This window comes from Geodermatophilus sp. SYSU D01180 (assembly GCF_054050415.1).
This window is the reverse complement of record NZ_JBJGZH010000003.1, coordinates 76905-99393: the sequence shown is the minus strand read 5'-3', so window position 1 is coordinate 99393 and position 22489 is coordinate 76905. Positions and strand designations below refer to the sequence as shown.

General features: G+C 75.9%; 20 protein-coding genes and 1 pseudogene. 13 read left to right on the top strand and 8 right to left on the bottom strand.

Annotation, left to right across the window (positions count from 1 at the left end; all coding sequences use genetic code 11):
* The first annotated feature begins 68 nt into the window (after nucleotides 1–68).
* Nucleotides 69–1112, top strand: a complete 1044-nt coding sequence (locus ACI8AA_RS04465) for a phosphotransferase family protein (RefSeq protein WP_457043317.1) — start codon at nucleotides 69–71, stop codon at nucleotides 1110–1112.
* 106 nt (nucleotides 1113–1218) lie between these two features.
* The gene (locus ACI8AA_RS04460; protein WP_457043316.1) at nucleotides 1219–1755 is read left to right on the top strand and encodes a LytR C-terminal domain-containing protein; all 537 of its coding nucleotides are present in this window, start codon (nucleotides 1219–1221) and stop codon (nucleotides 1753–1755) included.
* Nucleotides 1756–1821: 66 nt separating this feature from the next.
* On the opposite strand, the gene ACI8AA_RS04455 is transcribed toward ACI8AA_RS04460, so the two are convergent.
* A complete protein-coding gene (locus tag ACI8AA_RS04455; RefSeq protein ID WP_457043315.1) occupies nucleotides 1822–2634 on the bottom strand; it encodes an inositol monophosphatase family protein in 813 nt (270 codons plus the stop codon).
* A gap of 51 nt (nucleotides 2635–2685) precedes the next feature.
* On the opposite strand from ACI8AA_RS04455, the gene ppgK reads away from it, so the two are divergent.
* The 5 genes from ppgK (at nucleotide 2686) to ACI8AA_RS04430 (ending at nucleotide 9294) form a co-directional block, all read left to right on the top strand.
* On the top strand, nucleotides 2686–3438 hold the full coding sequence (ppgK, locus tag ACI8AA_RS04450) for a polyphosphate--glucose phosphotransferase (RefSeq protein WP_457043314.1): 753 nt from the start codon (nucleotides 2686–2688) through the stop codon (nucleotides 3436–3438).
* Between the two features lie 248 nt (nucleotides 3439–3686).
* Complete coding sequence (locus ACI8AA_RS04445) at nucleotides 3687–5060, top strand: RNA polymerase sigma factor (protein WP_457043313.1); 1374 nt, start codon at nucleotides 3687–3689, stop codon at nucleotides 5058–5060.
* Nucleotides 5061–5520: 460 nt separating this feature from the next.
* Complete coding sequence (locus tag ACI8AA_RS04440; RefSeq protein WP_143108228.1) at nucleotides 5521–5745, top strand: DUF7455 domain-containing protein; 225 nt, start codon at nucleotides 5521–5523, stop codon at nucleotides 5743–5745.
* A 143-nt stretch (nucleotides 5746–5888) separates the two neighbouring features.
* Complete coding sequence (locus ACI8AA_RS04435) at nucleotides 5889–8141, top strand: VanW family protein (protein ID WP_457043312.1); 2253 nt, start codon at nucleotides 5889–5891, stop codon at nucleotides 8139–8141.
* A gap of 82 nt (nucleotides 8142–8223) precedes the next feature.
* The gene (locus tag ACI8AA_RS04430; RefSeq protein WP_457043311.1) at nucleotides 8224–9294 is read left to right on the top strand and encodes a YihY/virulence factor BrkB family protein; all 1071 of its coding nucleotides are present in this window, start codon (nucleotides 8224–8226) and stop codon (nucleotides 9292–9294) included.
* Nucleotides 9295–9367: 73 nt separating this feature from the next.
* On the opposite strand, the gene ACI8AA_RS04425 is transcribed toward ACI8AA_RS04430, so the two are convergent.
* Nucleotides 9368–9598 (bottom strand): DUF3039 domain-containing protein, encoded by a 231-nt coding sequence (locus tag ACI8AA_RS04425; protein WP_456928672.1) that lies wholly within the window; start codon nucleotides 9596–9598, stop codon nucleotides 9368–9370.
* A 100-nt stretch (nucleotides 9599–9698) separates the two neighbouring features.
* Here ACI8AA_RS04425 and ACI8AA_RS04420 point away from each other — a divergent pair, with 100 nt between their 5' ends.
* Complete coding sequence (locus tag ACI8AA_RS04420; protein ID WP_457043310.1) at nucleotides 9699–10652, top strand: pseudouridine-5'-phosphate glycosidase; 954 nt, start codon at nucleotides 9699–9701, stop codon at nucleotides 10650–10652.
* Entirely contained in the window at nucleotides 10649–11530 is an 882-nt protein-coding gene (locus tag ACI8AA_RS04415; RefSeq protein WP_457043429.1) for a carbohydrate kinase family protein, read from the top strand. The genes ACI8AA_RS04420 and ACI8AA_RS04415 overlap by 4 nt, the downstream gene beginning before the upstream one ends.
* A gap of 6 nt (nucleotides 11531–11536) precedes the next feature.
* On the opposite strand, the gene ACI8AA_RS04410 is transcribed toward ACI8AA_RS04415, so the two are convergent.
* Nucleotides 11537–11896: a DUF3099 domain-containing protein gene (locus ACI8AA_RS04410; protein ID WP_457043309.1), complete on the bottom strand. Its 360-nt coding sequence runs from the start codon at nucleotides 11894–11896 to the stop codon at nucleotides 11537–11539.
* A gap of 186 nt (nucleotides 11897–12082) precedes the next feature.
* Nucleotides 12083–12676, bottom strand: a complete 594-nt coding sequence (locus ACI8AA_RS04405; RefSeq protein ID WP_457043308.1) for an HhH-GPD-type base excision DNA repair protein — start codon at nucleotides 12674–12676, stop codon at nucleotides 12083–12085.
* Nucleotides 12677–12848: 172 nt separating this feature from the next.
* On the opposite strand from ACI8AA_RS04405, the gene ACI8AA_RS04400 reads away from it, so the two are divergent.
* The 3 genes from ACI8AA_RS04400 (at nucleotide 12849) to ACI8AA_RS04390 (ending at nucleotide 16025) form a co-directional block, all read left to right on the top strand.
* Complete coding sequence (locus ACI8AA_RS04400) at nucleotides 12849–14030, top strand: AI-2E family transporter (protein ID WP_457043307.1); 1182 nt, start codon at nucleotides 12849–12851, stop codon at nucleotides 14028–14030.
* Nucleotides 14031–14139: 109 nt separating this feature from the next.
* Nucleotides 14140–14961: an MEDS domain-containing protein gene (locus tag ACI8AA_RS04395; protein ID WP_457043306.1), complete on the top strand. Its 822-nt coding sequence runs from the start codon at nucleotides 14140–14142 to the stop codon at nucleotides 14959–14961.
* Nucleotides 14958–16025, top strand: a complete 1068-nt coding sequence (locus tag ACI8AA_RS04390; RefSeq protein ID WP_457043305.1) for an anti-sigma factor RsbA family regulatory protein — start codon at nucleotides 14958–14960, stop codon at nucleotides 16023–16025. Before ACI8AA_RS04395 ends, ACI8AA_RS04390 begins: the two co-directional genes overlap by 4 nt.
* 68 nt (nucleotides 16026–16093) lie before the next feature.
* On the opposite strand, the gene ACI8AA_RS04385 is transcribed toward ACI8AA_RS04390, so the two are convergent.
* On the bottom strand, nucleotides 16094–18925 hold the full coding sequence (locus ACI8AA_RS04385; protein ID WP_457043304.1) for a cation-translocating P-type ATPase: 2832 nt from the start codon (nucleotides 18923–18925) through the stop codon (nucleotides 16094–16096).
* Nucleotides 18926–18956: 31 nt separating this feature from the next.
* Complete coding sequence (locus ACI8AA_RS04380; RefSeq protein WP_457043303.1) at nucleotides 18957–20021, bottom strand: polyphosphate kinase 2 family protein; 1065 nt, start codon at nucleotides 20019–20021, stop codon at nucleotides 18957–18959.
* Nucleotides 20022–20276: 255 nt separating this feature from the next.
* Here ACI8AA_RS04380 and ACI8AA_RS04375 point away from each other — a divergent pair, with 255 nt between their 5' ends.
* Nucleotides 20277–20699 carry a CBS domain-containing protein gene (locus tag ACI8AA_RS04375; RefSeq protein WP_457043302.1) on the top strand — a complete coding sequence of 141 codons (423 nt, stop codon included), beginning with the start codon at nucleotides 20277–20279 and terminating at the stop codon, nucleotides 20697–20699.
* A gap of 12 nt (nucleotides 20700–20711) precedes the next feature.
* Here the strand turns inward: ACI8AA_RS04375 and ACI8AA_RS04370 are convergent, their stop codons facing one another.
* A complete protein-coding gene (locus ACI8AA_RS04370) occupies nucleotides 20712–22043 on the bottom strand; it encodes an adenylate/guanylate cyclase domain-containing protein (protein ID WP_457043301.1) in 1332 nt (443 codons plus the stop codon).
* Nucleotides 22044–22150: 107 nt separating this feature from the next.
* Nucleotides 22151–22384 (bottom strand): annotated as a pseudogene (locus tag ACI8AA_RS04365) (GNAT family N-acetyltransferase); the annotation flags it as partial.
* Nucleotides 22385–22489 lie beyond the last annotated feature (105 nt).

Here is a 22489-nt window from a genome sequence, read left to right as displayed (position 1 = left end):
TCCGGGGCGCCGGGACCGGCCCGGGCGGGCGGTCGGGAGGCGGAGTGCCGGAGGTTACCCTGCCGCCCGTGTCGAGTCCCGTGGGAGCTGACCCCGCCGTCGTCGGTCCGTATCTCGCCTCCGTGCTCAACGACGAGCGCTGGCGGGAGGTGACCGTCGAGCTGATCGCGGCGGGCATGTCCAACCTCACCTACGTCGTCACCCCGGCCCGGGGCACGGCCGACGACGCGGTCATCCTCCGGCGCCCCCCGACGGGCGCCGTGCTCGCCACCGCGCACGACATGGTCCGCGAGCACAAGGTCGTCTCCGCGCTCGGGCCGACGTCGGTCCCGGTGCCCCGGACGCTGCACCTGTGCACCGACACCGGGGTGCTGGGCGCGCCGTTCTACGTCATGGAGCGGGTCGTCGGCCTGCACGTGGTGAACGAGATCCCGGCCGGCTACGCCGACACCCCGGAGCTGCGGCGGCAGATCGGCGACGGGCTGATCGACGTCCTGGCCGACCTGCACGCCGTCGACGCCGAGGCGGTGGGCCTGGGCGACTTCGGCCGGCCCGAGGGCTTCCTCGCCCGGCAGGTGCGCCGGTGGACCAAGCAGTGGGACGCCACGCGCGACCGCGACCGCCCGCACATGGACGCCCTCGCCGAGCGGCTGGCCGAGACCGTGCCCGCCACCCAGCGGGCCGGGATCGTGCACGGCGACTACCGGCTGGACAACTGCCTGCTCGACCCCGAGCGTCCCGGCGCCATCCGCGCCGTCCTCGACTGGGAGATGTCGACCCTCGGCGACCCGCTCACCGACATCGGCATGCTGTTCGTCTACTGGCCCGAGGCCGGGGAGACCCGCCCGGTGCTCAGCCCGGTGACGACGCTGCCCGGCTTCCCCACCCGCCGGGAGATCGCCGAGCGCTACGCGCAGCGCAGCGGCGTGGACCTCTCCGACCTGCAGTGGTACGTCGGGTTCGCCTTCTTCAAGTTCGCCGCGATCGTCGCCGGCATCGTGGCCCGCTCGGCCGCCGGCGCGATGGCCGGCAAGGACACCTCCGGCTACGCCGACCGCATCGACCCGTGCGTCGAGCTGGGACGCGCCGCGTTGGAGGACGGTGCCCTCTGAGCGCCGGCGGCGCGCCTAGACTCCGCGCGACCCGACCTGGACTCCGCGCGACCCGACCTGGCGCGGCCCGCCGGACCCCTCCGGGTCGCCGCCGAGGAGGACGACCGTGAGCACCAGCACCGCCACCCCGCCGGTGCGTCCCCGCAAGGACCGTCGCTACCTGCCGCCGCTGGTCTTCCTGCTGGTGCTGGCCCTGGGCGCGCTCGGGGTGTGGTGGAAGGTCTTCTCCGACGAGGGCGCCCGCGACGCGGCGCAGGCGGCGGCGTGCGAGACCGCCGAGGCGGCACCGCCGTCGCTGGACCCCAGCACGGTCACGGTGCGCGTCTACAACGCCTCGGACCTCGCGGGCAAGGCGCAGGAGGTCGCCGGCGAGCTGACCGCGCGCGGCTTCGTCGTCGAGGAGGTCGCCAACGACCCGACCGACCGCGAGGTGACCGGCCCGGGCGAGATCCGGCACGGCGCGCGCGGCACCGACGCCGCCCGGTACCTGACGCTGTTCCTCCCGGACGCCGGCGCCTACCAGGACACCCGCGCCGACGCCCGCGTCGACCTGGTGATCGGCCCGCAGTTCACCGGGCTGGCCACGGCCGACCAGGTCGCGGCCACCCTCACCCCGATCGCGAGCGCCGAAGCCGCCTGTTGAAGGACCCCGTCCCTCTCACCCCTCGCAAGCTCGGGGTGAGCCTCCGGACGGGGCCGTTCCAGCACGTCACGGATGGAGCCGGTCGAGCAGCGCGAGCAGCGGCCCGGCCACCGTCTCCGGGACGGCGACCGCCATCGGCTCGGCGAACGGCCGGCCGGGCAGGCCGGTGACCACCAGCCCGGCCTCGGCGGCGACCAGCGCGCCCGCGGCGTGGTCCCAGGGCTTGAGGTCCAGCTCGTAGTAGGCGTCCACCCGCCCGGCGGCCACCGAGCACAGGTCCAGCGACGCGCAGCCCTGCCGGCGGATGTCGCGGACCTCGGGGAGCAGCCGGGCGACGACGGCGCCCTGCGCCCGCCGCTGCTCCACCCGGTAGCCGAACCCGGTGGCCACCAGCGTCTGCCCGAGGGACGCCGGCCGGTTGCCGGCCAGCCGCACCGGCTCCGGCCGCGCCGGGGTGGAGAGGAACGCCCCGCCGCCGGCGGTGGCGGTGAACAGCTCCCCGGTGGGGACGTCGAGCACCGCCCCGGCCACCGTGACGCCGTCGACCTGGGCGGCGATGGACACCGCGTACCCGCGCAGCCCGTAGAGGAAGTTGACGGTGCCGTCGATGGGGTCGACCACCCACCGCACGCCGCTGGTGCCCGCGCGGGAGGCGCCCTCCTCGCCGAGCAGGCCGTCGTCGGGCCGCGCGGCGAGCAGCCGGCCGGTGATCAGCCGCTCGGAGGCGGTGTCGACGGCGGTGACGACGTCGGTGGGGCTGCTCTTGACGTCGACGGCGGCCGCGGCCGACCCGCGCTCGCGGGCGACCAGGTCGGCCGCCTCCCGGGCGGTCGCGACGGCGACGTCGAGCAGCTCGGCGGGGGGCGGCGGGGCACTCACCCGGGCGATCCTGCCCGAGCCGCGTCCCGGGGTGCGGTCCCGGTCACTAGGGTGACCGCCGTGCAGGGGTTCGGCGTGGACATCGGCGGCAGCGGCATCAAGGGGTGCCTGGTCGACCTCGAGGCCGGTGCCCTCGTGGGCGAGCGGGTGCGGGTGGAGACGCCCCAGCCGTCGACGCCGGAGGCGGTCTACGAGGTCGTCGCGGGCATCGTGTCGTCCTTCGGCTGGACCGGCCGCATCGGCGTCACCTACCCCGGGGTCATGAAGCGGGGGGTCGCGCACACCGCCGCCAACATGGACAAGGCCTGGATCGGCACCGACGTCGACGCCGGGCTCAGCGCGCTCGTGCCCGGGACCGTCGAGACCCTCAACGACGCCGACGCCGCCGGGCTGGCCGAGATGCGCTACGGCGCCGGCCGGGGCCAGGACGGCGTCGTCCTCATGCTCACCTTCGGCACCGGCATCGGCAGCGCGCTGTTCGTCGACGGGCGGCTGGTGCCCAACACCGAGTTCGGGCACATCCAGGTCGACGGCGAGGACGGCGAGAAGCGCGCGTCGGCGGCCGCCCGCGAGCGCGAGGACCTCAGCTACCCGCACTGGGCCAAGCGGGTCGACCGCTACCTCGACGTGCTCGAGGCGGGGCTCTGGGTCGACCTGATCATCGTCGGCGGCGGCGTGAGCAAGAAGGCGCACAAGTGGGTGCCGCTGCTGAGCACGCGGACGCCGGTGGTGCCCGCCCAGCTCCAGAACGACGCCGGCATCGTCGGGGCCGCGCTGGCCGCCGCGGAGCGGTTCGAGCCCTGACCGGGGCACGGCCCCGCCCTTCCGGGCGATCCCGCGCCGTTCGAGGCGGTGGTCACACCGGCTCCCGTCGCTACAATGGAAGAGCCCCAGCCCGTCACCACCCAGCCGGGAGTCATCCCCCGTCCGAGCAGCGGCGAAACACCGTGCCGGACTCTGGGGCCCTCCCCGCTCCGCGGCCGACGGCAGGGGCCGCTGCCCGGGAGTCACACCGCCCTCGGGGAACGCACCCAGCACGGGAAGGATCCTGAGTGCCCGCCGACAAGCCTGCACCGGACGACGCCGCCGCGAGCAGCACCCGCTCGAAGACGGTCGCCGCGAGCACCCGGTCTCCCCGGGCCAGCGCCACCGTCGGGGTCGCCGACGACGCGCCGGCCAAGCCCGCCGCACGCAAGCGGGCCGCCTCGGCGAAGACGGCCAAGACGGCCGCGCCGAAGGGAGCCACCAAGCCGAGCATCAGCCCCTCCCCCGGTACCGGTGAGGGCACCGTGCTGACCGCCGTCGCCTCCGGGGACGCCGCCGTCGCGGTGGTCGACGCCGGCGCCGAGGGCCTGTCGATCGACGAGACCGTCGTCGCCGGCCCGGACGGCGCCGAGGCCGAGGCACCCGCCGCCGGGGAGACCGCCGAGGGCGGCGACTTCGAGTGGGACGACGAGGAGGAGTCCGAGGCGCTGCGGCAGGCCCGCAAGGACGCCGAGCTCACCGCCTCGGCCGACTCGGTCCGCGCCTACCTCAAGCAGATCGGCAAGGTCGCCCTCCTCAACGCCGAGGAGGAGGTCGACCTGGCCAAGCGCATCGAGGCCGGCCTGTACGCCGCCGAGCGCATGCGCCAGGTCGAGGAGGAGGGCCAGAAGCTCTCCCCGCAGATGCGCCGCGACCTCAACTGGATCATCCGCGACGGCGAGCGCGCCAAGAACCACCTGCTGGAGGCCAACCTCCGCCTGGTGGTCTCCCTCGCCAAGCGCTACACCGGCCGCGGCATGGCGTTCCTGGACCTGATCCAGGAGGGCAACCTCGGCCTGATCCGCGCGGTCGAGAAGTTCGACTACACCAAGGGCTACAAGTTCTCCACGTACGCCACCTGGTGGATCCGGCAGGCGATCACCCGCGCGATGGCCGACCAGGCCCGCACCATCCGCATCCCGGTGCACATGGTCGAGGTCATCAACAAGCTCGGCCGCATCCAGCGCGAGCTGCTCCAGGACCTCGGGCGCGAGCCCACCCCGGAGGAGCTGGCCAAGGAGATGGACATCACCCCGGACAAGGTGCTGGAGATCCAGCAGTACGCCCGGGAGCCGATCAGCCTCGACCAGACCATCGGCGACGAGGGCGACAGCCAGCTCGGTGACTTCATCGAGGACTCCGAGGCGGTCGTCGCCGTCGACGCGGTCAGCTTCACCCTCATGCAGGACCAGCTGACCAGCGTGCTGCAGACGCTGTCCGAGCGGGAGGCCGGCGTGGTCCGGCTGCGGTTCGGCCTCACCGACGGCCAGCCGCGCACGCTCGACGAGATCGGCCAGGTCTACGGGGTCACCCGCGAGCGGATCCGGCAGATCGAGTCCAAGACGATGTCGAAGCTGCGCCACCCCAGCCGCTCCCAGGTGCTGCGCGACTACCTCGACTGAGGAAGGACCCTCCTGCCCCCACTGCTCGCAGGCTGCGGCGGGTCCCTGCAGGAGGGCCGTTCCAGTACGTCACCTGACGGCCGGCACCCAGCACGGGTGCCGGCCGTCGGCGCGTGTCGGCCGCGTTGCGGGATGGTCACGATCTCACCCCGCCGGGCGGACGACGCGGTGTACCGCGGCACCGGCCGGGTAGACGGCGTAGCGTGGGCGACGTCGAGACAGCAGCGGACCCACAGCCGGAAACCAGCCCGGCGCCCGGAACCAACCAGCACCACCAACAGACCGGCACCACCCAGAGGTCCCTGCTGAACACCGTCCCCACCGGTCCCAGCGGTCACCGGCTCACCGGAACCCGGCGAGTCGCCCGCAGTGACAGGAGGCACGGGAACAGGAGGATCCATCCTGGCGCTGTGCAGGAGGCCGATCCGCAGCAGCGGGTCCGTGCGGTAGAGAGCGAGTGATGACCCAGATGACCCAGACGCTGACGACGACCCCCGCCGCCGACGACCTGGTCGTGCCCTTCCACTGCGACCGGTGCGGCGCACTGGCCAAGGTGCGTGTCGTGCTCGCCAGCGGCAGCGACCTCGTCTTCTGCGGGCACCACGCCCGCGAGTACGAGTCCAAGCTCCGCGACATCGCCGTCGACATCATCGAGACCGACGGCGAGCAGCGCCTCGCACACTGAGAGAGGCGCTATCGTCGCTCACCGCGATGATGCCCTCACCCGACGCCGCCGCCGGCGTCCCCGTCCCGCCTGACGCGGACGGGGACCCGGCGGCTCCGTCGTTCCCGGGGACCCCCGGTCGACGGCGACCCGAGGAACCCCCGATGCCGCAGCACCCTGCCTCGTCCCCGTCGACCGGCACCGCCCCCCAGGTGGACACCGACGCGCACGCGGGCCTGTCCGACGACACGCGCCCGGTCCCCCGTGACCGCGGTCCCGTGGGCCCCGACGCACCCCCTCCGCCGGCCGCCGTACCCGCCGATCCGCCGGAGCAGCCCGCCCCGGACGCCGACGACACGCCCGGGCCGGACCCGGTCCACGACACCGTCGCGCTGACCGGCGGCCCGGCCGCGCCGGAGACCGGGCAGCGGACCACCGAGCCGGTCGAGCTGGGCAAGCCGGGCGAGCCGGTCGAGCCCGCCGCTGCCGGGGACGCCTCGGACACCGTCGTCCTCGGCGGCGCCGCCGTCCCGGCCGCCCCGCCGCCGCCCGCCGCTCCCCCCGTCCCCCCGCCCGGCCACGGCGAGGGCTCCGGCGGCGGCCCGGGCCCCGGCGGCCCCGGTGAGCCGCCCGCGGGCACCCGCCGCCCCGGCTGGCGCCGGCCCGCCGTGCTGGCCCCCGTCGGCCTGCTCGCCGTCCTCGGCGTCGCCTGGGGCGTCGACGTGCTGGTGGCCGGCGACGACGTCCCCCGCAACACCGTGGTCGCCGGCGTCGACGTCGGCGGCCTGTCCCCCGCGGCCGCGGCCGACCGGCTCGAGCAGGACCTCGCCCCCCGCGTCGCCGCCGACCACGTCGTCGTCGCCGACGACGTCGAGGCCACCCTCTCCCCCGCCACCGCCGGCATCACCCTCGACGTGGACGCGACCGTCGACGCCGCCGACGACCAGCCGCTGAACCCCTGGACCCGCCTGGTCTCGCTGTTCACCGAGCGCCGGGTCGACCCGGTCATCACCGGCGAGGACACCGCGCTGGCCGCCCAGGTCGACACCATCGCCACCCAGGTGGACCGGGTGCCGGTCGACGCGACCATCGCGATCGAGGGCACCACGCCGAGCCTGGTCGAGCCGGTGGACGGCCGGACGCTGGACCGCGAGGGCGCCGCCGAGGCGATCACCGCGGCGCTGGCCGCCGGCGGCGACCCGGAGACGCCGATCGAGCTGCCGGTCGACGTCGAGCCGGTGCGGGTGGGCACCGAGGAGGCGCAGCGCGTCCTCGACGAGACCGTCACCCCCGCGCTCGCCGCCCCGGTCACGGTGACCAGCCAGGACGGCGGCACCTCGGTCGAGATCCCGGTCGAGGCGATCGCGGCGTCCCTGACGTTCACCCCGCAGGACGGCGGCGAGCTCGCCGTCGCCGTCGACCCGGCCGCGCTGCAGTCGGCGATGGCCGAGGAGTTCACCGCATTCGGCGAGCCCGCCCAGGACGCCCGCTTCGAGGTCGTGGGCGACGGCGTGCGGGTCGTCCCGTCGGTCGACGGCACCGGCGTCGACCCGCAGGCGCTGTCCGGTCAGCTGCTCGAGGTGCTGGACGACCCGGCGCCGCGCACGGTCACCGCGCAGCTGGGCCCGGTGCCGGCCGAGCTGACCACCGAGGAGGCGCAGGCGCTCGGCATCGTCGAGGAGGTCAGCTCCTTCACCACGACGACGACCAACCCGGCCAGCGCCACCAACATCCGGGTGGTGGCCCAGGAGGTCGACGGCGCGCTGGTGCTGCCCGGTGAGACGTTCAGCCTCAACACCTACACCGGCCCGCGCGGCACGGCGCAGGGCTACGTGCCGGCCAACGTGATCAGCGGCGGCGAGCTGTCGACGGCGGTGGGCGGCGGGATCAGCCAGTTCGCCACCACGATGTTCAACGCGGTCTTCTTCGCCGGCCTCGAGGACGTCTACCACAAGCCGCACAGCTTCTACATCAGCCGCTACCCCGCCGGCCGCGAGGCCACGGTGTACGAGGGCCAGATCGACCTGCAGTGGCGCAACGACTCCGACACCGGGATCTTCGTCGACACCCAGTGGACCCCCGGGGCCTCCGGCGGGTCGATCACGGTGACCTTCTACGGGACCCGGCGCTACGAGATCGAGGCGATCGAGGGCCCGCGGACCAACTACCGGCAGCCCGCGGTGCAGGAGAAGGTCGACGACGGCGACTGCATCGCGCAGTCCGGCGTGCAGGGCTTCGACGTCACCGTGACCCGGGTGTTCCGCGACCTGCAGAGCGGCTCGGAGATCGAGCGGGAGACGTTCGAGACCAGCTACGCGGCCGAGGCGGTCATCCGCTGCGTCGCCCCGGCGCCGGCCCCCGACCCGGCCGCGCCCCCGGCCGACGGCGGCACGCCGCCGGCCGGGCCCACGGCCTGACCGGCTCCCCGGACCGGCCTCCCGGCGCCCGTCCCCGCCCCGTCGGCGGCGGGGACGGGCGCCGGGCGTGCACACTGGCCTGGTGAGCACCGTGCGGGCCGGCGGGCGGTCCCGCGCCGACGGGGCCGCGGAGGACGCGCACGCGGCCGCGGCCGCTCCGCCCCCCGCCGGCGCCAGCCGCGCCGACCTCCCGGCCCCCGGCCGCCTCGACCACTGGCCGCCGGTGGTCCGGGTGCCCCTGCAGGTGCTCGGCCGGACGGTGGCCAAGGCGTGGCAGGACCGCATCCTCGGGCTGTCCGGCGAGGCGGCGTTCTGGCAGATCCTCTCGGTGCCGCCGCTGCTCATCGCGCTGCTGGGGTCGCTGGGCTACCTCGGCGACTGGATCGGCGCGCGGTCGGTGCAGACGATCGAGGACACCCTGGTCGACGCCTCCAGCGAGGTGCTCACCGCCGACGTCGTCGACTCGCTGGTGCGGCCCACGCTCAGCGACATCCTGACGTCGGGCCGGCTCGACGTCGTGAGCGTGGGCTTCCTGCTCACCCTGTGGGCCGGGTCCTCCGCGACGGCGACGTTCATGAACACGATCGTCATCGCCTACGACCAGCGCGACGTCCGCGGCCCGATCGCCACCCGGCTCATGGCGCTGTGGCTGTTCGTCGTCGGCCTGGTGCTCGCGGTGGTCATGCTGCCGCTGCTGGTGCTCGGGCGCGGGGTGCTCGTCGGGCTGCTCCCGCGGGACTGGTACGAGACGGCGACGGTGCTGATCAACGCCGTCTACTGGCCGGTGGTGGTCGTCGGCCTGCTGCTCGCGCTGACGAGCTTCTACCACGTGGTCCTGCCGCGGCGGCTGCCGTGGCGGCGGCACCTGCCGGGCACGCTGCTCGCCGTCGGTTTCTTCATGGTGGCGGCGACGCTGCTGCGGCTGTACGTGTCCGACATCCTCGTCGCCGCGCTGCCCTACGGGGCGCTGGCCACCCCGATCGCGGCGCTGCTGTTCCTGTTCTTCTTCGGGATGGCGGTGCTGCTCGGCGCCGAGCTCAACGCGACGGTGCAGGAGCACTGGCCGGCGCCGCTGCGCCGGCACACCCGCCGGGCGCAGCGCCGCCGCGCCGCCGAGCTCGAGGCCGAGGCGAAGCGCCTCGGCCTGAGGTGACGTACGGGAACGGGTCCCTCGCAGGTCCCGCCCCGAGCGTGCGGAGAGCGGGGCCCTACAAGGGAGTCCGTGCTCAGTCCTTGCGCAGCTGCTCGTAGATCTCCTTGCACGCCGGGCAGACGGGGCTGCCGGGCTTGGGCGACTTGGTCACCGGGAACACCTCGCCGCACAGCGCCTCGACGAGCGTGCCCATGACGGCGCTCTCGGCGATCTTGTTCTTGCGGACGTAGTGGAAGACCTCGTTGGCGTTGCCGGTGTCCGAGTCGCGGACGTCGGGCTTCTCGAGCAGGTCGGTGTTGCTCACGGTCTCTCCCAGCCTCGGGGACGTCTCCTGCGCGGGCGCCCCGGCGTCCTCCGGCGGAGGTGGTGGCCGGGCGCGACCGCCCCGCCACCATGATGGCAGGGTGCCTCCCGAAGCTCCCCGTACCGAGCCCCGCCATGCCGCCGCCGCGCCCCTGACCCTCTCCCCCGAGGTGGCCGAGGCGCTCGACGCCGGCGCCCCCGTCGTCGCGCTGGAGAGCACGCTGCTCGCCCACGGTCTGCCGCGGCCGGACAACCGCGCCGCCGCCGACGACGTCGAGGCGGCCGTGCGGGCCGGGGGCGCGGTGCCGGCCACGATCGCCGTGCTCGACGGCGTGCCGCACGTGGGGCTGACGGCCGGGCAGGTGGACCGGGTGTGCGCCGACCCCGACCTGGCCAAGCTCGGCGTCCGGGACCTGCCGGTGGCGGCCGCCCTCGGGCTGTCCGGCGCCACCACCGTCTCGAGCACCGCGCTGCTGGCCGAGGCCGCGGGGATCGGCGTCTTCGCCACCGGCGGCCTGGGCGGGGTGCACCGGCAGTCGGCCGAGACCTTCGACGAGTCCGCCGACCTCACCGCGCTGTCGCGGACGTCGCTGGCCGTCGTCTGCGCCGGAGTGAAGTCCATCCTCGACGTCGCGGCGACGCTGGAGCGGCTGGAGAGCCTGTCGGTCACCGTCGTCGGCTACGGCACCCGCACCTTCCCCGGGTTCTACGTCGCCGACTCCGGCGCGCAGGTGGACTGGGCGGTCGAGTCCCCCGAGCAGGCGGCCGCGGTGCTCGCCGCGCGGCGCGAGGTGGCGCCGGGCGCGGTCGTCGTCGCCAACCCGCTGCCGGCCGACGAGCAGCTGGACCCGGAGCTGCACGCGCGGGTCATCGCCGACGCGCTGGCCGCCGCCGAGGCCGCCGGGGTGCGCGGCAAGGCGGTGACGCCGTTCGTGCTCGACCACCTGCACCGGGCCAGCGAGGGCGCCACGCTCGCGGTGAACGTGCGGCTGGTCCTGCGCAACGCCGAGCTGGCCGGGCGGATCGCGGCCGCGCTGGCCGCCGCGGCCCGCTGAGCACGCGCCCGGTCGTCGTCGTCGGCGACCTGGCCACCGACGTCGTCGCCGTCCTGTCCGGGGAGCCGGCGCCGGGCTCCGACCGGCCGGCCGCCATCCGCACCCGCGGGGGCGGGGCCGGGGCCAACGTCGCCGCGCAGCTGGCCGCGCTCGGGGTGCCGGTCACCCTGGCCGGGTGCGTGGGCGACGACCCGGCCGGCGTGGCGCTGGTGGCCGAGCTCGCCGCCGCCGGGGTGGGCCTGGCGGTGCGGACCGTGCCCGGCGCGGCCAGCGGGACGATCGTCAGCCTGGTCGAGCCGGACGGGCAGCGGAGCATGCTCGCCGACCGCGGCGCCAACCTGGACCTGCGGCCCGGCGACGTCCCGCCGCCGGTGCCCGGCGCCCACCTGCACCTGTCGGGCTACACGCTGCTCGACGGGCGCCCCCGCGCGGCCGGGCTCGCGGCGCTGGCCGCGGCGCGGGCAGCGGGGTGCACGGTGTCGGTGGACCCGGCCTCGACCGGCCCGCTGGCCGGCTACGGCGTGGACCGGTGGCTGGCCGACACCGCCGGCGTCGACCTGCTGCTGCCCAACGCCGACGAGGCGCGGCTGCTGTCGGGGTGCGCGGACGTCGCCGACGCCGCGCGGGCGCTGGCCGCCCGGCACGGCGCGGTCGCGGTCACCCTGGGTGCCGACGGCGCGCTGTGGGCCGCCGGGGGCGCGGTGCTGCACCGCCCGGCGCACCCGGCCCGCGTGGTGGACACCACCGGCGCCGGGGACGCGTTCACCGCGGGGCTGCTGTCGGTGTGGCTGGGCGCGCCGGACGCCGACCCGGCCGCGGCGCTGGACGCGGGGCTGGCCCGGGCCGCCGAGGTGGTCGGCCGGCCGGGCGCGCGCTGAGGGGGCTCAGCCCTCGATGACGGTGCCGCCCTCGATGGCGCGCCGCCGGCGGGCCGGGTCGTCGAGGATCCGGTCGGGCTGCGGTGCTCTGAACCGGTGGGCGTCGAGCTTCTTCTTGGGCGGCCGGTCGTTGGCCATGACCACGGCGATCCACGGCAGCACGGTGCCGAGGACGGCGAACACGATCGCCAGCCACAGGATCTGGTAGGTCGCCGCGGCCAGCACCAGGGCGACGGCGCGGACGGCCATGGTCAGGACGTACCGCTTCTTCCGGGCCGCGTGCTGCTCGGCCAGGCTCGGTTCGGCCTGGGTGATGAGCACCGGCTCCGACCGGCGGGGTCGTGCGGACTGCTGGCTCGAGGCCACGGACACCCATCCCCTCCGCTGGACCGGGGCCGGCGCTGTCGCCTCACGGCCGGGACCGGTCCCTGCTGGCCGGCCCCGGGATCCCCGGTCCGGCTCCCCATGGTGCCACCGGGACAGGGGCTGCGCAGGTACCTCCGCGGACGATCCCGGACCACATCCAGCGTGTCGCGGCGGACTCCCCGCCGCCTATCCGGCGGCCTGGTCCGCCGCCTGCTTCGCCGCCTCCTTGGCGGCCTGCTTGGCGGCCCTGACCTCGGCGAGCGACTCCGGGCCGGTGATGTCGGCGACCGACCGGCGCGACCCCTCCTCGCCGTAGGAGCCGGCCGCCTCCCGCCACCCCGGCGGGGTCACGCCGTACTGCTTGCCGAGCAGTGCGACGAGGATCCTCGCCTTCTGCGCGCCGAAGCCGGGCAACTCGCCGACCCGGCGCAGCAGGGTGGCACCGTCCGGGGCGGCGTCCCACAGGCCCTCGGCCCGGCCGTCGTAGCGGTCCACCAGCAGCCGGCACAGCGCCTGTGCGCGCTGGGCCATCGAGCCCGGGTAGCGGTGCACGGCCGGCGGCCCCTGGAACCAGGCGAGCAGCCGGTCGGGGTCGGCGTCGGCGATCGCGGCCGCCGAGAGCGTGTCCACCCCCATGCGGTCGGCGAGCAGCCGCGGGCCGGCGAAGGCGCGCTCCATCGGGAACTGCTGGTCGAACAGCATGCCGAGGACGAGCGCGAGCGGGTCGCGGCCGAGCAGGTCGTCGGCGGCGGCGTCCTGGGTGATGCGGAGGGTCGGCACGTCCGGGCATCATGCCCGATCCGCCGGGCCCGGGGACGTGCCGGGACGGTGCCGGCGACGCCGTGCCAGCGTGCCGCTGCGGCTCCCGGCATCACCCGCCGGAGGTGAGGCGACCTCCCGGGCCGCTCCCTACCGTCGGCGTCCCACGACGCCGTTCGACCCCGGAGGCCCGATGACCGCGGAGGACGGGGGGTCCGGGGACCCGGACCGGCGCGACCGACCGCTGTGGCTGACCGTCGTCCTCGGCGTGGCCGGTACGGCCGTCGCGCTCTGGGGCGTCCACGCCCTCCGGGGCATCCTGGGACCCGTCGCCCTGGCGTTCGTCCTCACCGTCGTGGCCCACCCGCTGACCGGTGCGCTGGTGCGCCGCGGGATGCGGCGGGGGCTCGCGGTCGCGGTGGCCGTGCTCGTCGTCGACGGGGGGCTCGTCGCCTTCGCGCTCGCCCTCGCGGTCTCCCTCGGCCAGCTGGTGACCGTGCTGCCGGAGTACTCCGCGGAGTGGCAGGAGCTCCTGGACGGGCTGCGCTCCACCCTGGCCGGGTGGGGCGTCGGCCCGGAGCAGGTGGAGCAGGCACTGCGCTCGATCGGGCCCGAGGCGGTCACCGCGGCCCTGGGCGACGTGCTGTCGGGCGTCGCCGGGTCCCTGGCCGCGCTGTTCCTGGTGATGGCGACGGTCGTGTTCATGACCGCCGAGGCGGCCGGGGTGACCGAGCGCCTGGCCGCGGTGCCCGGCACGGCGCGCCTGCACGAGGCCCTGGGCGGGTTCGCGCGGAACACCCGGCGCTACGTGGTCGTGACCACCGTCTTCGGTCTCGCCGTGGCCGTCGTCGACACGATCGCCCTCGTCGTCCTCGGCATCCCGCTCCCCCTGCTGTGGGGACTGCTGTCGTTCCTGACCAACTACGTCCCGAACATCGGGTTCTTCCTCGGCCTGGCACCGCCGACGATCCTCGCGCTCCTGGTCGGCGGACCCGGCACGGCACTGCTCGTGGTGGTCGTCTACACCGTGGCCAACTTCGTCCTGCAGTCGTTGGTCCAGCCGATGGTCGTCGGGGACGTGGTCAGGCTCTCGGTGACCCTGACCTTCCTGTCCGTGATCCTGTGGACCGTCGTCCTCGGCCCGCTCGGGGCGATCCTCGCCATCCCGCTCACGCTGTTCCTCCAGGCCGTGCTCGTGGGTCAGGACCCGGCGCGCCGGTGGGCCAGGACCCTGCTGGCCGGCGCGTCGGGAGCCGAGCACGCCGGACGGCGTCCGGCCAGGTCCGGGCGGCTCCGCGGACGGCGGGCGGGCGCCTCGCCGCGGGCGGGCGCGGCACCGGGGCGGGACGGCGCCGGGGAGGACGCGGGTGGCTAGGCGGCGCAGTTGCGTCTCCTCGCCTCTGCCGACGCCCGCGCCCACGGGCACCCGGCCGGACGGCCCGACCTGCCCTGCGTGCCGCACCTGCCCCGCGTAGCGTTCATCCGTGGGCGCTGTCGGGGAGGTCCCCGGCACCGGGTGCGGCGAGCACGTCCTGCAGCTGCACCGGACCGAGGACGAACAGCTGACCGGTCTGACCGCCTGGATCCGCCGCGGCCTGGACCTGGGCGACAAGGTCGTCTGCACCGGGCCGCCGCCGCGGCCCGAGCACTCGGTGGTCGCCGCGCTGGACGCCCGGGGCGTCGACGCGGCCGCGGCCGTGCGGGACGGGCGGCTCGTCGTGCTGCCGGCGGAGGACTTCTACGCCGCCGGGGGCCACGCCGCCGTGGTGGACCGCGCGCTGGCCGAGGGCTTCGCCGGGGTGTGGATGGCGGCGGAGGAGCGTGCCTGGCTGACCGTGCTCTCCCCGGCCGCGCACCGGGTCCGCGAGCAGCGGATGGACGAGCTGGTCTGCACCCGGCCGGTGCACACGCTGTGCCAGTACCCGCACGCGAGCACCGCCGGGGCGACGCTGGAGGACGTCCTCACCGTGCACCGGTCCGGGGTGCAGGAGGCGACCTTCGCCACGACCCGGGACCTGGACGGGCTGGCCCTGCACGGTGAGGTCGACCGGACGAACAACGCCGTCCTCGAGGCCGTGCTGGCCGCGGCGTGCCGGGGCGCGTCGCGGGTGCTGTGGCTGGACCTGGCCGAGGTGGCCCACCTGGACGCCGGTTCCTGCTGGCGGCTGGAGGACGCGACCCTCGCGTTCCGGCTGGACGGCGGCCACGTCCTGCTCGTCGCACCCCAGCCCCCGGTCGAGCTCGTCCTCCAGCTGATGGAGGTCGACGAGCTGCCCGGGGTGCACGTGCTGACGGGGCGGCCGTGACTGCCGGCACCGGCGCGGACCTGCTCCACGCCGTCCTGCTCCACGACTCCGCGGAGGACCTGGTCGCCGCGGCCGGGCCGTTCCTCGCCGACGGGCTGGCCGCCGGCGACGCGGTGGTGCTCGCCTGCGGGGAGGAGCGCGACGCGCTCCTGGCCCGGGCGGCCGGCGGCGAGGACCGCGTCCTCCGGCTGTCGCCCGGGGACGTCTGGACCGGCTGTGCGCGCGCGCTGGCCACCTGGCGCCGCCTCGTGCGCCGCCGCACCGCCGCCGGCGCCCCGCGGGTCCGGCTGGTCGCCGCCGTCCCCCCCGACCCGCCAGGGTGGTCGGAGTGGCACCGCTACGAGGCGGCCCTCACCGTGGCGCTGGCCCCGCTGCCGCTGACGGCCCTGTGCGTCTACGACCGGCACGCGGTCTCCGACGCGGTCCGGGACGGGGTGGAGGAGACCCATCCCCTGCGGCTGACGCCCGGCGGCCTCGTGCCCGGGGACCGCTACGTCGAGCCGGCGACCGTGCTGCGCCGGAGCCTCGCGGGCCCGCCGCCCGCGGCGCCGGACCGCCCGCCCGCCCTCGTCCTGGCCGACCTGACCGACGCGAGCCGGCTGCCGCAGCTGCGCGCGCGCGTGCGGGCCGCGCTGGGCGGCGCGGACGGGCAGGCCCAGCTGTACGGCCGGTTCGCCGCCGCGGTCACCGAGGTGCTGGGCAACGCCTTCCGGCACGGCACGTCGCCGGTCGCCGTCCGGGTGTGGACGACGCCGACCCGGCTGGAGTGCACCGTCACCGACAGCGGGGACGGCTTCGACGACCCGCTGGCCGGCTTCGTGCCCCCCGGGACCGGCGCGTCACCGGCCGGCGCGGGCCTGTGGATGGCCCGGCTGGCCTGCGACACCGTCGAGACCTTCCGCACCCCGACGGGGTTCGGCGTCCGCCTGGCCACCTCCCTGCCCGGGCCGGACGCACCTCCCGGCTCCGGCCCGGCGGCCGCGTCCCCCGGGACCGGGAGCGACCGGGCCGGCCGGGCCCGCGCCGAGGCCCGCGAGCTGGCCGCGCGGCTCCAGCCCTCCTGAGCGGAGCGGGCCGCGGGGTGTCCGCAGGGTCCGCGGGCGGGTGGACCGGCTGTCGACGCGGCCGGTCCTCACGACCGGCCGCGCGGGCCCGGGACGGACGCGCCGCGCGGGGACACGGGCCGCCGCGGCTCGGGGACCGCGGGCGGGGGCTGCCGCACCGCGCGGGGCCGCTCGGCCGGTCGCCGGCCGCGCGCCTCGACCCGCCGCGCGACGACCTTGCCCAGCTCCCAGACGACCAGCAGCACGAGGGCCGGCACCAGCGCCCACCCGAACTGGGCCAGCGTGACGGGCGTCGTGTCCAGCAGCCGGTTGAAGACCTCCATCTGGGTCACCAGCACGGCGAGGACGAACTCGCCCAGCAGCGTCCAGTTCAGCTGCTTGCTGTCGAAGGTCGCCGTGGTCAGCACCGTCTGCGTCTCGCTCCGGCACTCCAGGGCGGCCACGATCAGGCACAGCGCGAACGACGTGAACGCCACCGACTGGGCGACCTCGACACCGCCGAACGGCGTCGTCCCGGCCCAGATCAGCAGCAGCAGTCCGGTGGTGACCACCACGCCGGTGAGCGCCACGGTCGCCACCAGCCGCCGGGTGAGCAGGGAGTCTCCACGGGAGCGCGGACGGGCCTCCATCAGGCCCGGGGTCTCCCGGTCGAAGCCGAGCGCCAGCCCGAACGCGGCGTTCACGAAGAAGTGGATCCACAGCGCCTGCGCCGGCGTGAACGGCTCCCCGCCGGCGATGTCGAACAGGCTGGCGCCGAGGAACGTCAGGACGAAGACGACGAGCAGGACGAGGACGAAGCGGATGTACTTGGTCAGGTTGTCGTAGATCTTCCGGCCCTGCTCCACCGCGAAGACGATGGTGGCGAAGTCGTCGTCGGACAGGATCATCCGGCCGGCGTTCTTGGCGACGTCGGTCCCGCTGCCCATCGCGATCCCGATGTCCGCCGCCTTGATCGCCGGGGCGTCGTTGACGCCGTCGCCGGTCATCGCGACGACGTCGCCCTTCTTCTTCAGCGTCTCGACGAGCAGCACCTTGTGCTCCGGCGCGACCCGGCCGACGACGCCGATGCGCTCGATGCGGAACAGCCGCTCGTCCTCCGGCAGGGCGGCGAAGTCCTCCCCGAGGACCGCCTCACCCGGGATGCCGAGCTGCTCGGCGATGGCCGCGCCGGTGACCACGTCGTCCCCGGTGACCATGCGCACCCGGATGTGCGCGGCCTGGGCGCGCTCGACGGCCGCCTTCGACTCCGGGCGGGGCGGGTCGACCATCCCGACCAGGCTGGTCAGCTGCAGGTCGGTGACGTACCGCGTCAGGTCGCCGCCCGGGTCGAAGCCGGCCGGGTCGAGGTCCCGGAAGGCCGCGGCCATGACCCGGCGTCCGGCCCGCCCCATCCGCTGCACGTGGGCGTCGGCCCGTTCCTGCACCGCCGCGTCCCAGGGGAGGGGGCCCGCGGGGGACAGGGCGCTGGTCGCGTGCGCCATGACCGCCGGCGCCGCGCCCTTGACGAAGCAGCGGACGACCGGCCGCCCGTCCGGTCCGGTGGTGGCGTGGAACGTCGCCATCAGCTTGATCGTCGGGTCGAAGGGCAGGGTGGCCAGCCGGGGCAGCCGCTCGCGGGTGGCGTCGACGTCGAGGCCGGCCTTGTGGGCCAGCACCAGCAGGGCGCCCTCGGTGGGGTCGCCGACGACGCGGCCGTCGACGAGCTCCGCGTCGTTGGCGACGACGTAGGCCAGGATCGCCGCCTCGATCGACGGCGACGTCCCCGCCGCGTGGTGCACGCGCCCCCCGAGGTCGTAGCCGCTGCCGGAGACCGTCCACCGGTCGCCGGCGTCGACGACCTCGACGACCGTCATCTGGTTCATGGTGAGCGTGCCGGTCTTGTCCGAGTTGACCGCCGACGTGAAGCCGAGCGTCTCGACGGACGGGAGCTCCTTGACGATGGCGTTCCGCTTGGCCAGGTCCACCCCGCCGAGCGACAGGATCATCTGCGTCACCGTCGGCAGCGCCTCCGGGACGGCGGCGATGGCCAGGGCCACGGCGCTGACGAACAGCACATCCCACGCCTCGCCGCGGGTGCGGCCGAGGGCGAACATCACGACCATCGTCAGCCCGGCGGCGGCCGCGATCCACAGGGTGAGCCGGTCCAGCTCCGCGGTCAGGGGCGTCTTCTCTCGGCCCGTGGCCGAGAGCATGGCCGAGATCTTCCCGAGCTCGGTGTCCGCACCCGTCGCGGTCACGACCATCGTGCCGCTGCCGTGCGTCACCGGGGTGTTCATGAACGCCATGTCGGTCTGGTCACCCGGACCGAGCCCCGCCCCATCGAGGGTCCGGGCGTCCTTGGCGGCGGGCACGCTCTCGCCGGTGAGGGCCGACTCGTCGACCTGCAGCGCGCTGGCCGCGACGATGCGGCCGTCGGCCGGCACCTGGTCCCCGGCGGCGAGCAGCACGACGTCGCCGACGACGAGCTGGTCGGCGGGGATCTCGGCGGTGTCGCCGTCGCGGCGGACCCGGGCGGTGGCCACGAGCATCGACCGGAGCGCGTCCATGGCGCTCTCGGCCTTCCCCTCCTGCCGGAGCCCGATGACCGCGTTCAGGACGGTGAGCACCAGGAGGAGGACGGCGGTGCCCCACTCCGCGACGAGCGCGGACACCACCGCGGCGGCCACCAGGATGACCTGCATGTAGCTGCGGTACTCCTCGAGGAACCGCAGCCACCCCGGCCGCGGCTCCTCCTCGGGGAGCGCGTTGGGGCCGTCCGCGCTCAGCCGCTGCGCGGCCTCGGCGGCGGTGAGCCCGGTGTCCGGCTCGACGCCGAGGGCCGCGGCGACGTCGGCCGGCGAGCGGGCGTACCAGGCACGGTCGCCGGTCGTGCCCGCGCGGCGGAGGCCCTCCACGGGCACGGTGTCCCCTCGTCCCGGTGCGGCCATGGCGCTACCGCCTGCCCTTCGTCGCCGGGGTCCCGGCCTCCGCGTCGTGCCGGTGCCCGTGCCCGTGTCCGTGGCCGTGGCCGTGTCCGTGGCCGTGGCCGTGGCCCCGGCGCCCGTCGCCGTGCCCGTCGTGCTTCGCGGCCCACGGATCGGGGGCGGCGCCGTCCGGGGCCTCGGCCTGCAGCTCGCGCCCGGCCGCGGCGAGGTCACGCAGCGCGTCGGGGCCGACGACCGGGTACCGCGGGTCGAGCGCGATCAGCGCGTGTGCCAGCACCGCCGCGGCGCAGATGCGGGCGAACCACTTGTGGTCGGCCGGGACGACGTACCAGGGGGCGTGCTCCGTGCTGGTCGCCGACAGCATCTGCGAGAACGCGCGCTGGTAGTCGTCCCAGTGCCGCCGCTCGCGGACGTCGGCGGCGGAGAACTTCCAGTTCCGCTCCGGGACGTCGATGCGCTTGAGGAAGCGGGTCCGCTGCTCCTCCTTCGAGAGGTTCAGGAACAGCTTCACCACCGCGATCCCGTTGTCGACGAGATAGCGCTCCCAGTCGTTGATCTCCCGGTAGCGGCGGTGCCAGATGCCGCCGTCCACCTCCGGCAGCCGCTGCCGTGCCAGGACCTCGGGGTGGACCCGGACGACGAGCACCTCCTCGTAGTGCGACCGGTTGAAGATCCCGATCTCGCCGCGTGCGGGCAGCCGGCGGGCGTAGCGCCACAGGTAGTCGTGGTCAAGCTCGTCCGGGGAGGGCACCTTGAAGGAGCTGACCCGCACCCCCTGGGGGTTCACCCCGCTCATGACGTGGCGGATCGTGCCGTCCTTGCCCCCCGCGTCGAGGGACTGCAGGCAGACGAGCACCCCGTGGGTGCGGTCGGCGGCGAGCCGGGCCTGGTACTCGGCCAGCAGGGCGATGCCGGACCGCAGCAGTTCCCGGCCGTCCTCCTTGTGCACCAGGTCCGACCGGTAGCCGGGATCGAAGTCCTCGCCCAGGTGCACGGTGCTCCCCGGCCGGACCCGCAGCGGCTCGATGAGGGCCGCGATCCGCTGCCTGCGCTCGCGGGACACCTCGACCACGGCGACCCCCTCCCCACCCGTGTGCACCGGAGGCACCGGGCGGTCCCGAGCGTGACCGGCTCCCGGCTCGGGCGGCCTCGTCCGGGCGGGGTGAGACCGGGCCCGCGCTCCGGCCGGGTCCCGGTCGCGGCGGCGGTGGCCGGCGGGTGCCGGGCCCGGTGCTGCTGGTGCCGCGCCCGTCCTCGGGAGCAGACTCGTGCCGGGCCCCTGGAGGGCTCCCCTTCCCGCGGCCGCCCCGCTCGAGAGGAGGACCCGATGACCACGACCACCACCGGTCACGTCACCGTCGGCGAGGTGATGCGGCCGCCGGTGACGACGGTCGAGCGCGACGCCCACGTGGCCGCGGCCGCCTGGCTGATGAAGAAGCACCACGACAACGCGCTGGTCGTCGTCACCGACGGCGCGACGCAGGAGCCGGTCACCCTGGTCTGCGACAGCGACGTCGCCCAGGTGGTCGCCGACGGGCGGGACCTCGAGCAGGTCCGGCTCACCGAGCTGCCGCTGCCGGAGATGGTGCTGGTCGCGCCGGACACCCCGGTCGCCGACGCCGCGGAGCGGATGCTCGCGGCGGGCGTCGTCTACGCGCCCGTGGTGCGGGACCGGCGCCTGGCCGGGCTGGTCGACATCTCGGCCGTGTGCCGGGGCCTGCTCGCCGAGCGGCGGGCCGGCGGGACCTGATCCCGGGCGCGCTCAGGCCGAGACGGCGAACAGCGGCCAGCTCCCGGGCACGCCGCGCAGGGCGTGGACGCCGCGGTCGCCGAAGACGAGCCCCGAGCCGACGACGAGGTCCCGCACCGTGCCGGAGACGAGCACCTCCCCCGGTGCCGCCTCCGCCAGCACGCGCGCCCCGATGTGCACCGCCAGGCCGCTGACCCCGCTGCCGTCGGCCCGCTGCACCTCGCCGGCGTGCACCCCCGCCCGCACCCGCAGCCCGACGGTCGCGGCCGCCTCGCGAACCGCGACCGCGCACCGGATGGCCCGCGCCGGGCCGGCGAACGTGGCGAGCAGCCCGTCCCCGGCGACGTCGACCTCCTGCCCGCCGTAGCGGGCCAGCTCCTCCCGGGCCAGGGCGAGGAACCGGTCGCGGATCGAGGCCCAGGCGGCGTCCCCGACCCGCGCGACCAGCTCGGTCGACCCGACGAGGTCGAGGAACAGCACCGTCGCGAGGACGGTGGTGGCGGGCTGCCCCGCCGGGCGGGTGCCGGTGAGGAACTGCTGGATCTCGGCCAGCGGGGTCTCGGTGTCCCCGAGGAAGAAGAGGTGGTCGTCGCCCTGCAGCTCGACCAGCCGGGCGCCGGGGATGTGCTCGGCGAGGTACCGGCCGATGCCGATCGGGATCATCAGGTCGCCGCGGCGGTGCAGCACCAGGGTCGGCACCCGGATCGTGGGGAGCACCTCGCGCAGGTCGATGTGCGGGTAGAGCTCGAACACCCGGCGGGCCATCCCGGGGCTGGCACCGAGCCGCTGCAGCGTCCCCCACCAGGCGCGCAGCGCCGTGTCGCCCCGCCGTCCCGGCGCCCAGGCGCCCAGGCCGGCCCCCTCCCCCCAGTGGTCGACCAGCCCGGACAGCATCGCCGTCATGACCGGCTCCTCCACCCCGCAGGGGAAGTCCGGTGCCCGGGTGATCCGCGGGTACGCGCCGTAGAGCACCAGCGCGCGGGTGCGCTCGGGGTGCTGGGCGGCGAACAGCAGGGCCATGGCCCCGCCCTCGGAGACGCCGAAGAGGGCCGCCCGCTCGGAGCCGGCGGCGTCCATCACCGCGGTGAGGTCGTCGACCCGCTCCTCGAGGCCGGCCGGGCCGGGCACCGGGTCGGACAGGCCGGTGCCCCGCTTGTCGAACAGGATCAGCCGGCTGAACCCGGCGAGGCGCTCGAGGAACCGGCGCAGCGAGGGCTCCTGCCAGTTCCAGTCGAGGTGCGAGATGAACCCGGGGGCGGCCACCAGGTCGAAGGGCCCCTCCCCGACCACCTGGTAGGCGATGGCGAGGTCCCCGCTCCGGGCGTACCGCGTCCTCGGCGCCACGGGGCAGTCTGGCACGGGGCCCGCCGGCCCAGGCACCCGTCGACGACCGGCCGGGAGGCGCCCGGCCACCGATGTCGCCGGGCGCCGGTGTCGTCGGGCCACCCGTGTCACAGCGTCCGGGTCAGGACCTCCTGCCCGGTCCGGGGGAACCCGCGGGCTCCGTACCACTCCGCCAGTCCGTGCGCCCGCTGTCCGGCGGGCGTGACCACGACGTCGAGGCCGGCGCAGCCACGCGCGCGGCACCGGTCGGCGGCGGCCTCGACGAGGCGCGCCGCCCAGCCCTGCCGGCGGCGCTCCGGGAGCACGTACAGGTCCTCGAGCTCGGCGAGGAACGGGCGGACGCGCGCCCGGACGTCGGCCTCCGGCGTGGTGACCCCCCCGGGAGGAAGCGCGCCAGCAGGTCGGCCACCGCGTCGGCGTCCTCGGGACCAGCGGCCGGACGCCGC

What these genes read in the sequence shown, in the direction of transcription:
- ACI8AA_RS04400 (WP_457043307.1), top strand. Translation starts at nt 12,849, where the DNA reads ATGACCGCGGAGGACGGGGGGTCCGGGGACCCGGACCGGCGCGACCGA.
- ACI8AA_RS04375 (WP_457043302.1), top strand. Translation starts at nt 20,277, where the DNA reads ATGACCACGACCACCACCGGTCACGTCACCGTCGGCGAGGTGATGCGG.
- ACI8AA_RS04435 (WP_457043312.1), top strand. Translation starts at nt 5,889, where the DNA reads ATGCCGCAGCACCCTGCCTCGTCCCCGTCGACCGGCACCGCCCCCCAG.
- ACI8AA_RS04440 (WP_143108228.1), top strand. Translation starts at nt 5,521, where the DNA reads ATGACCCAGATGACCCAGACGCTGACGACGACCCCCGCCGCCGACGAC.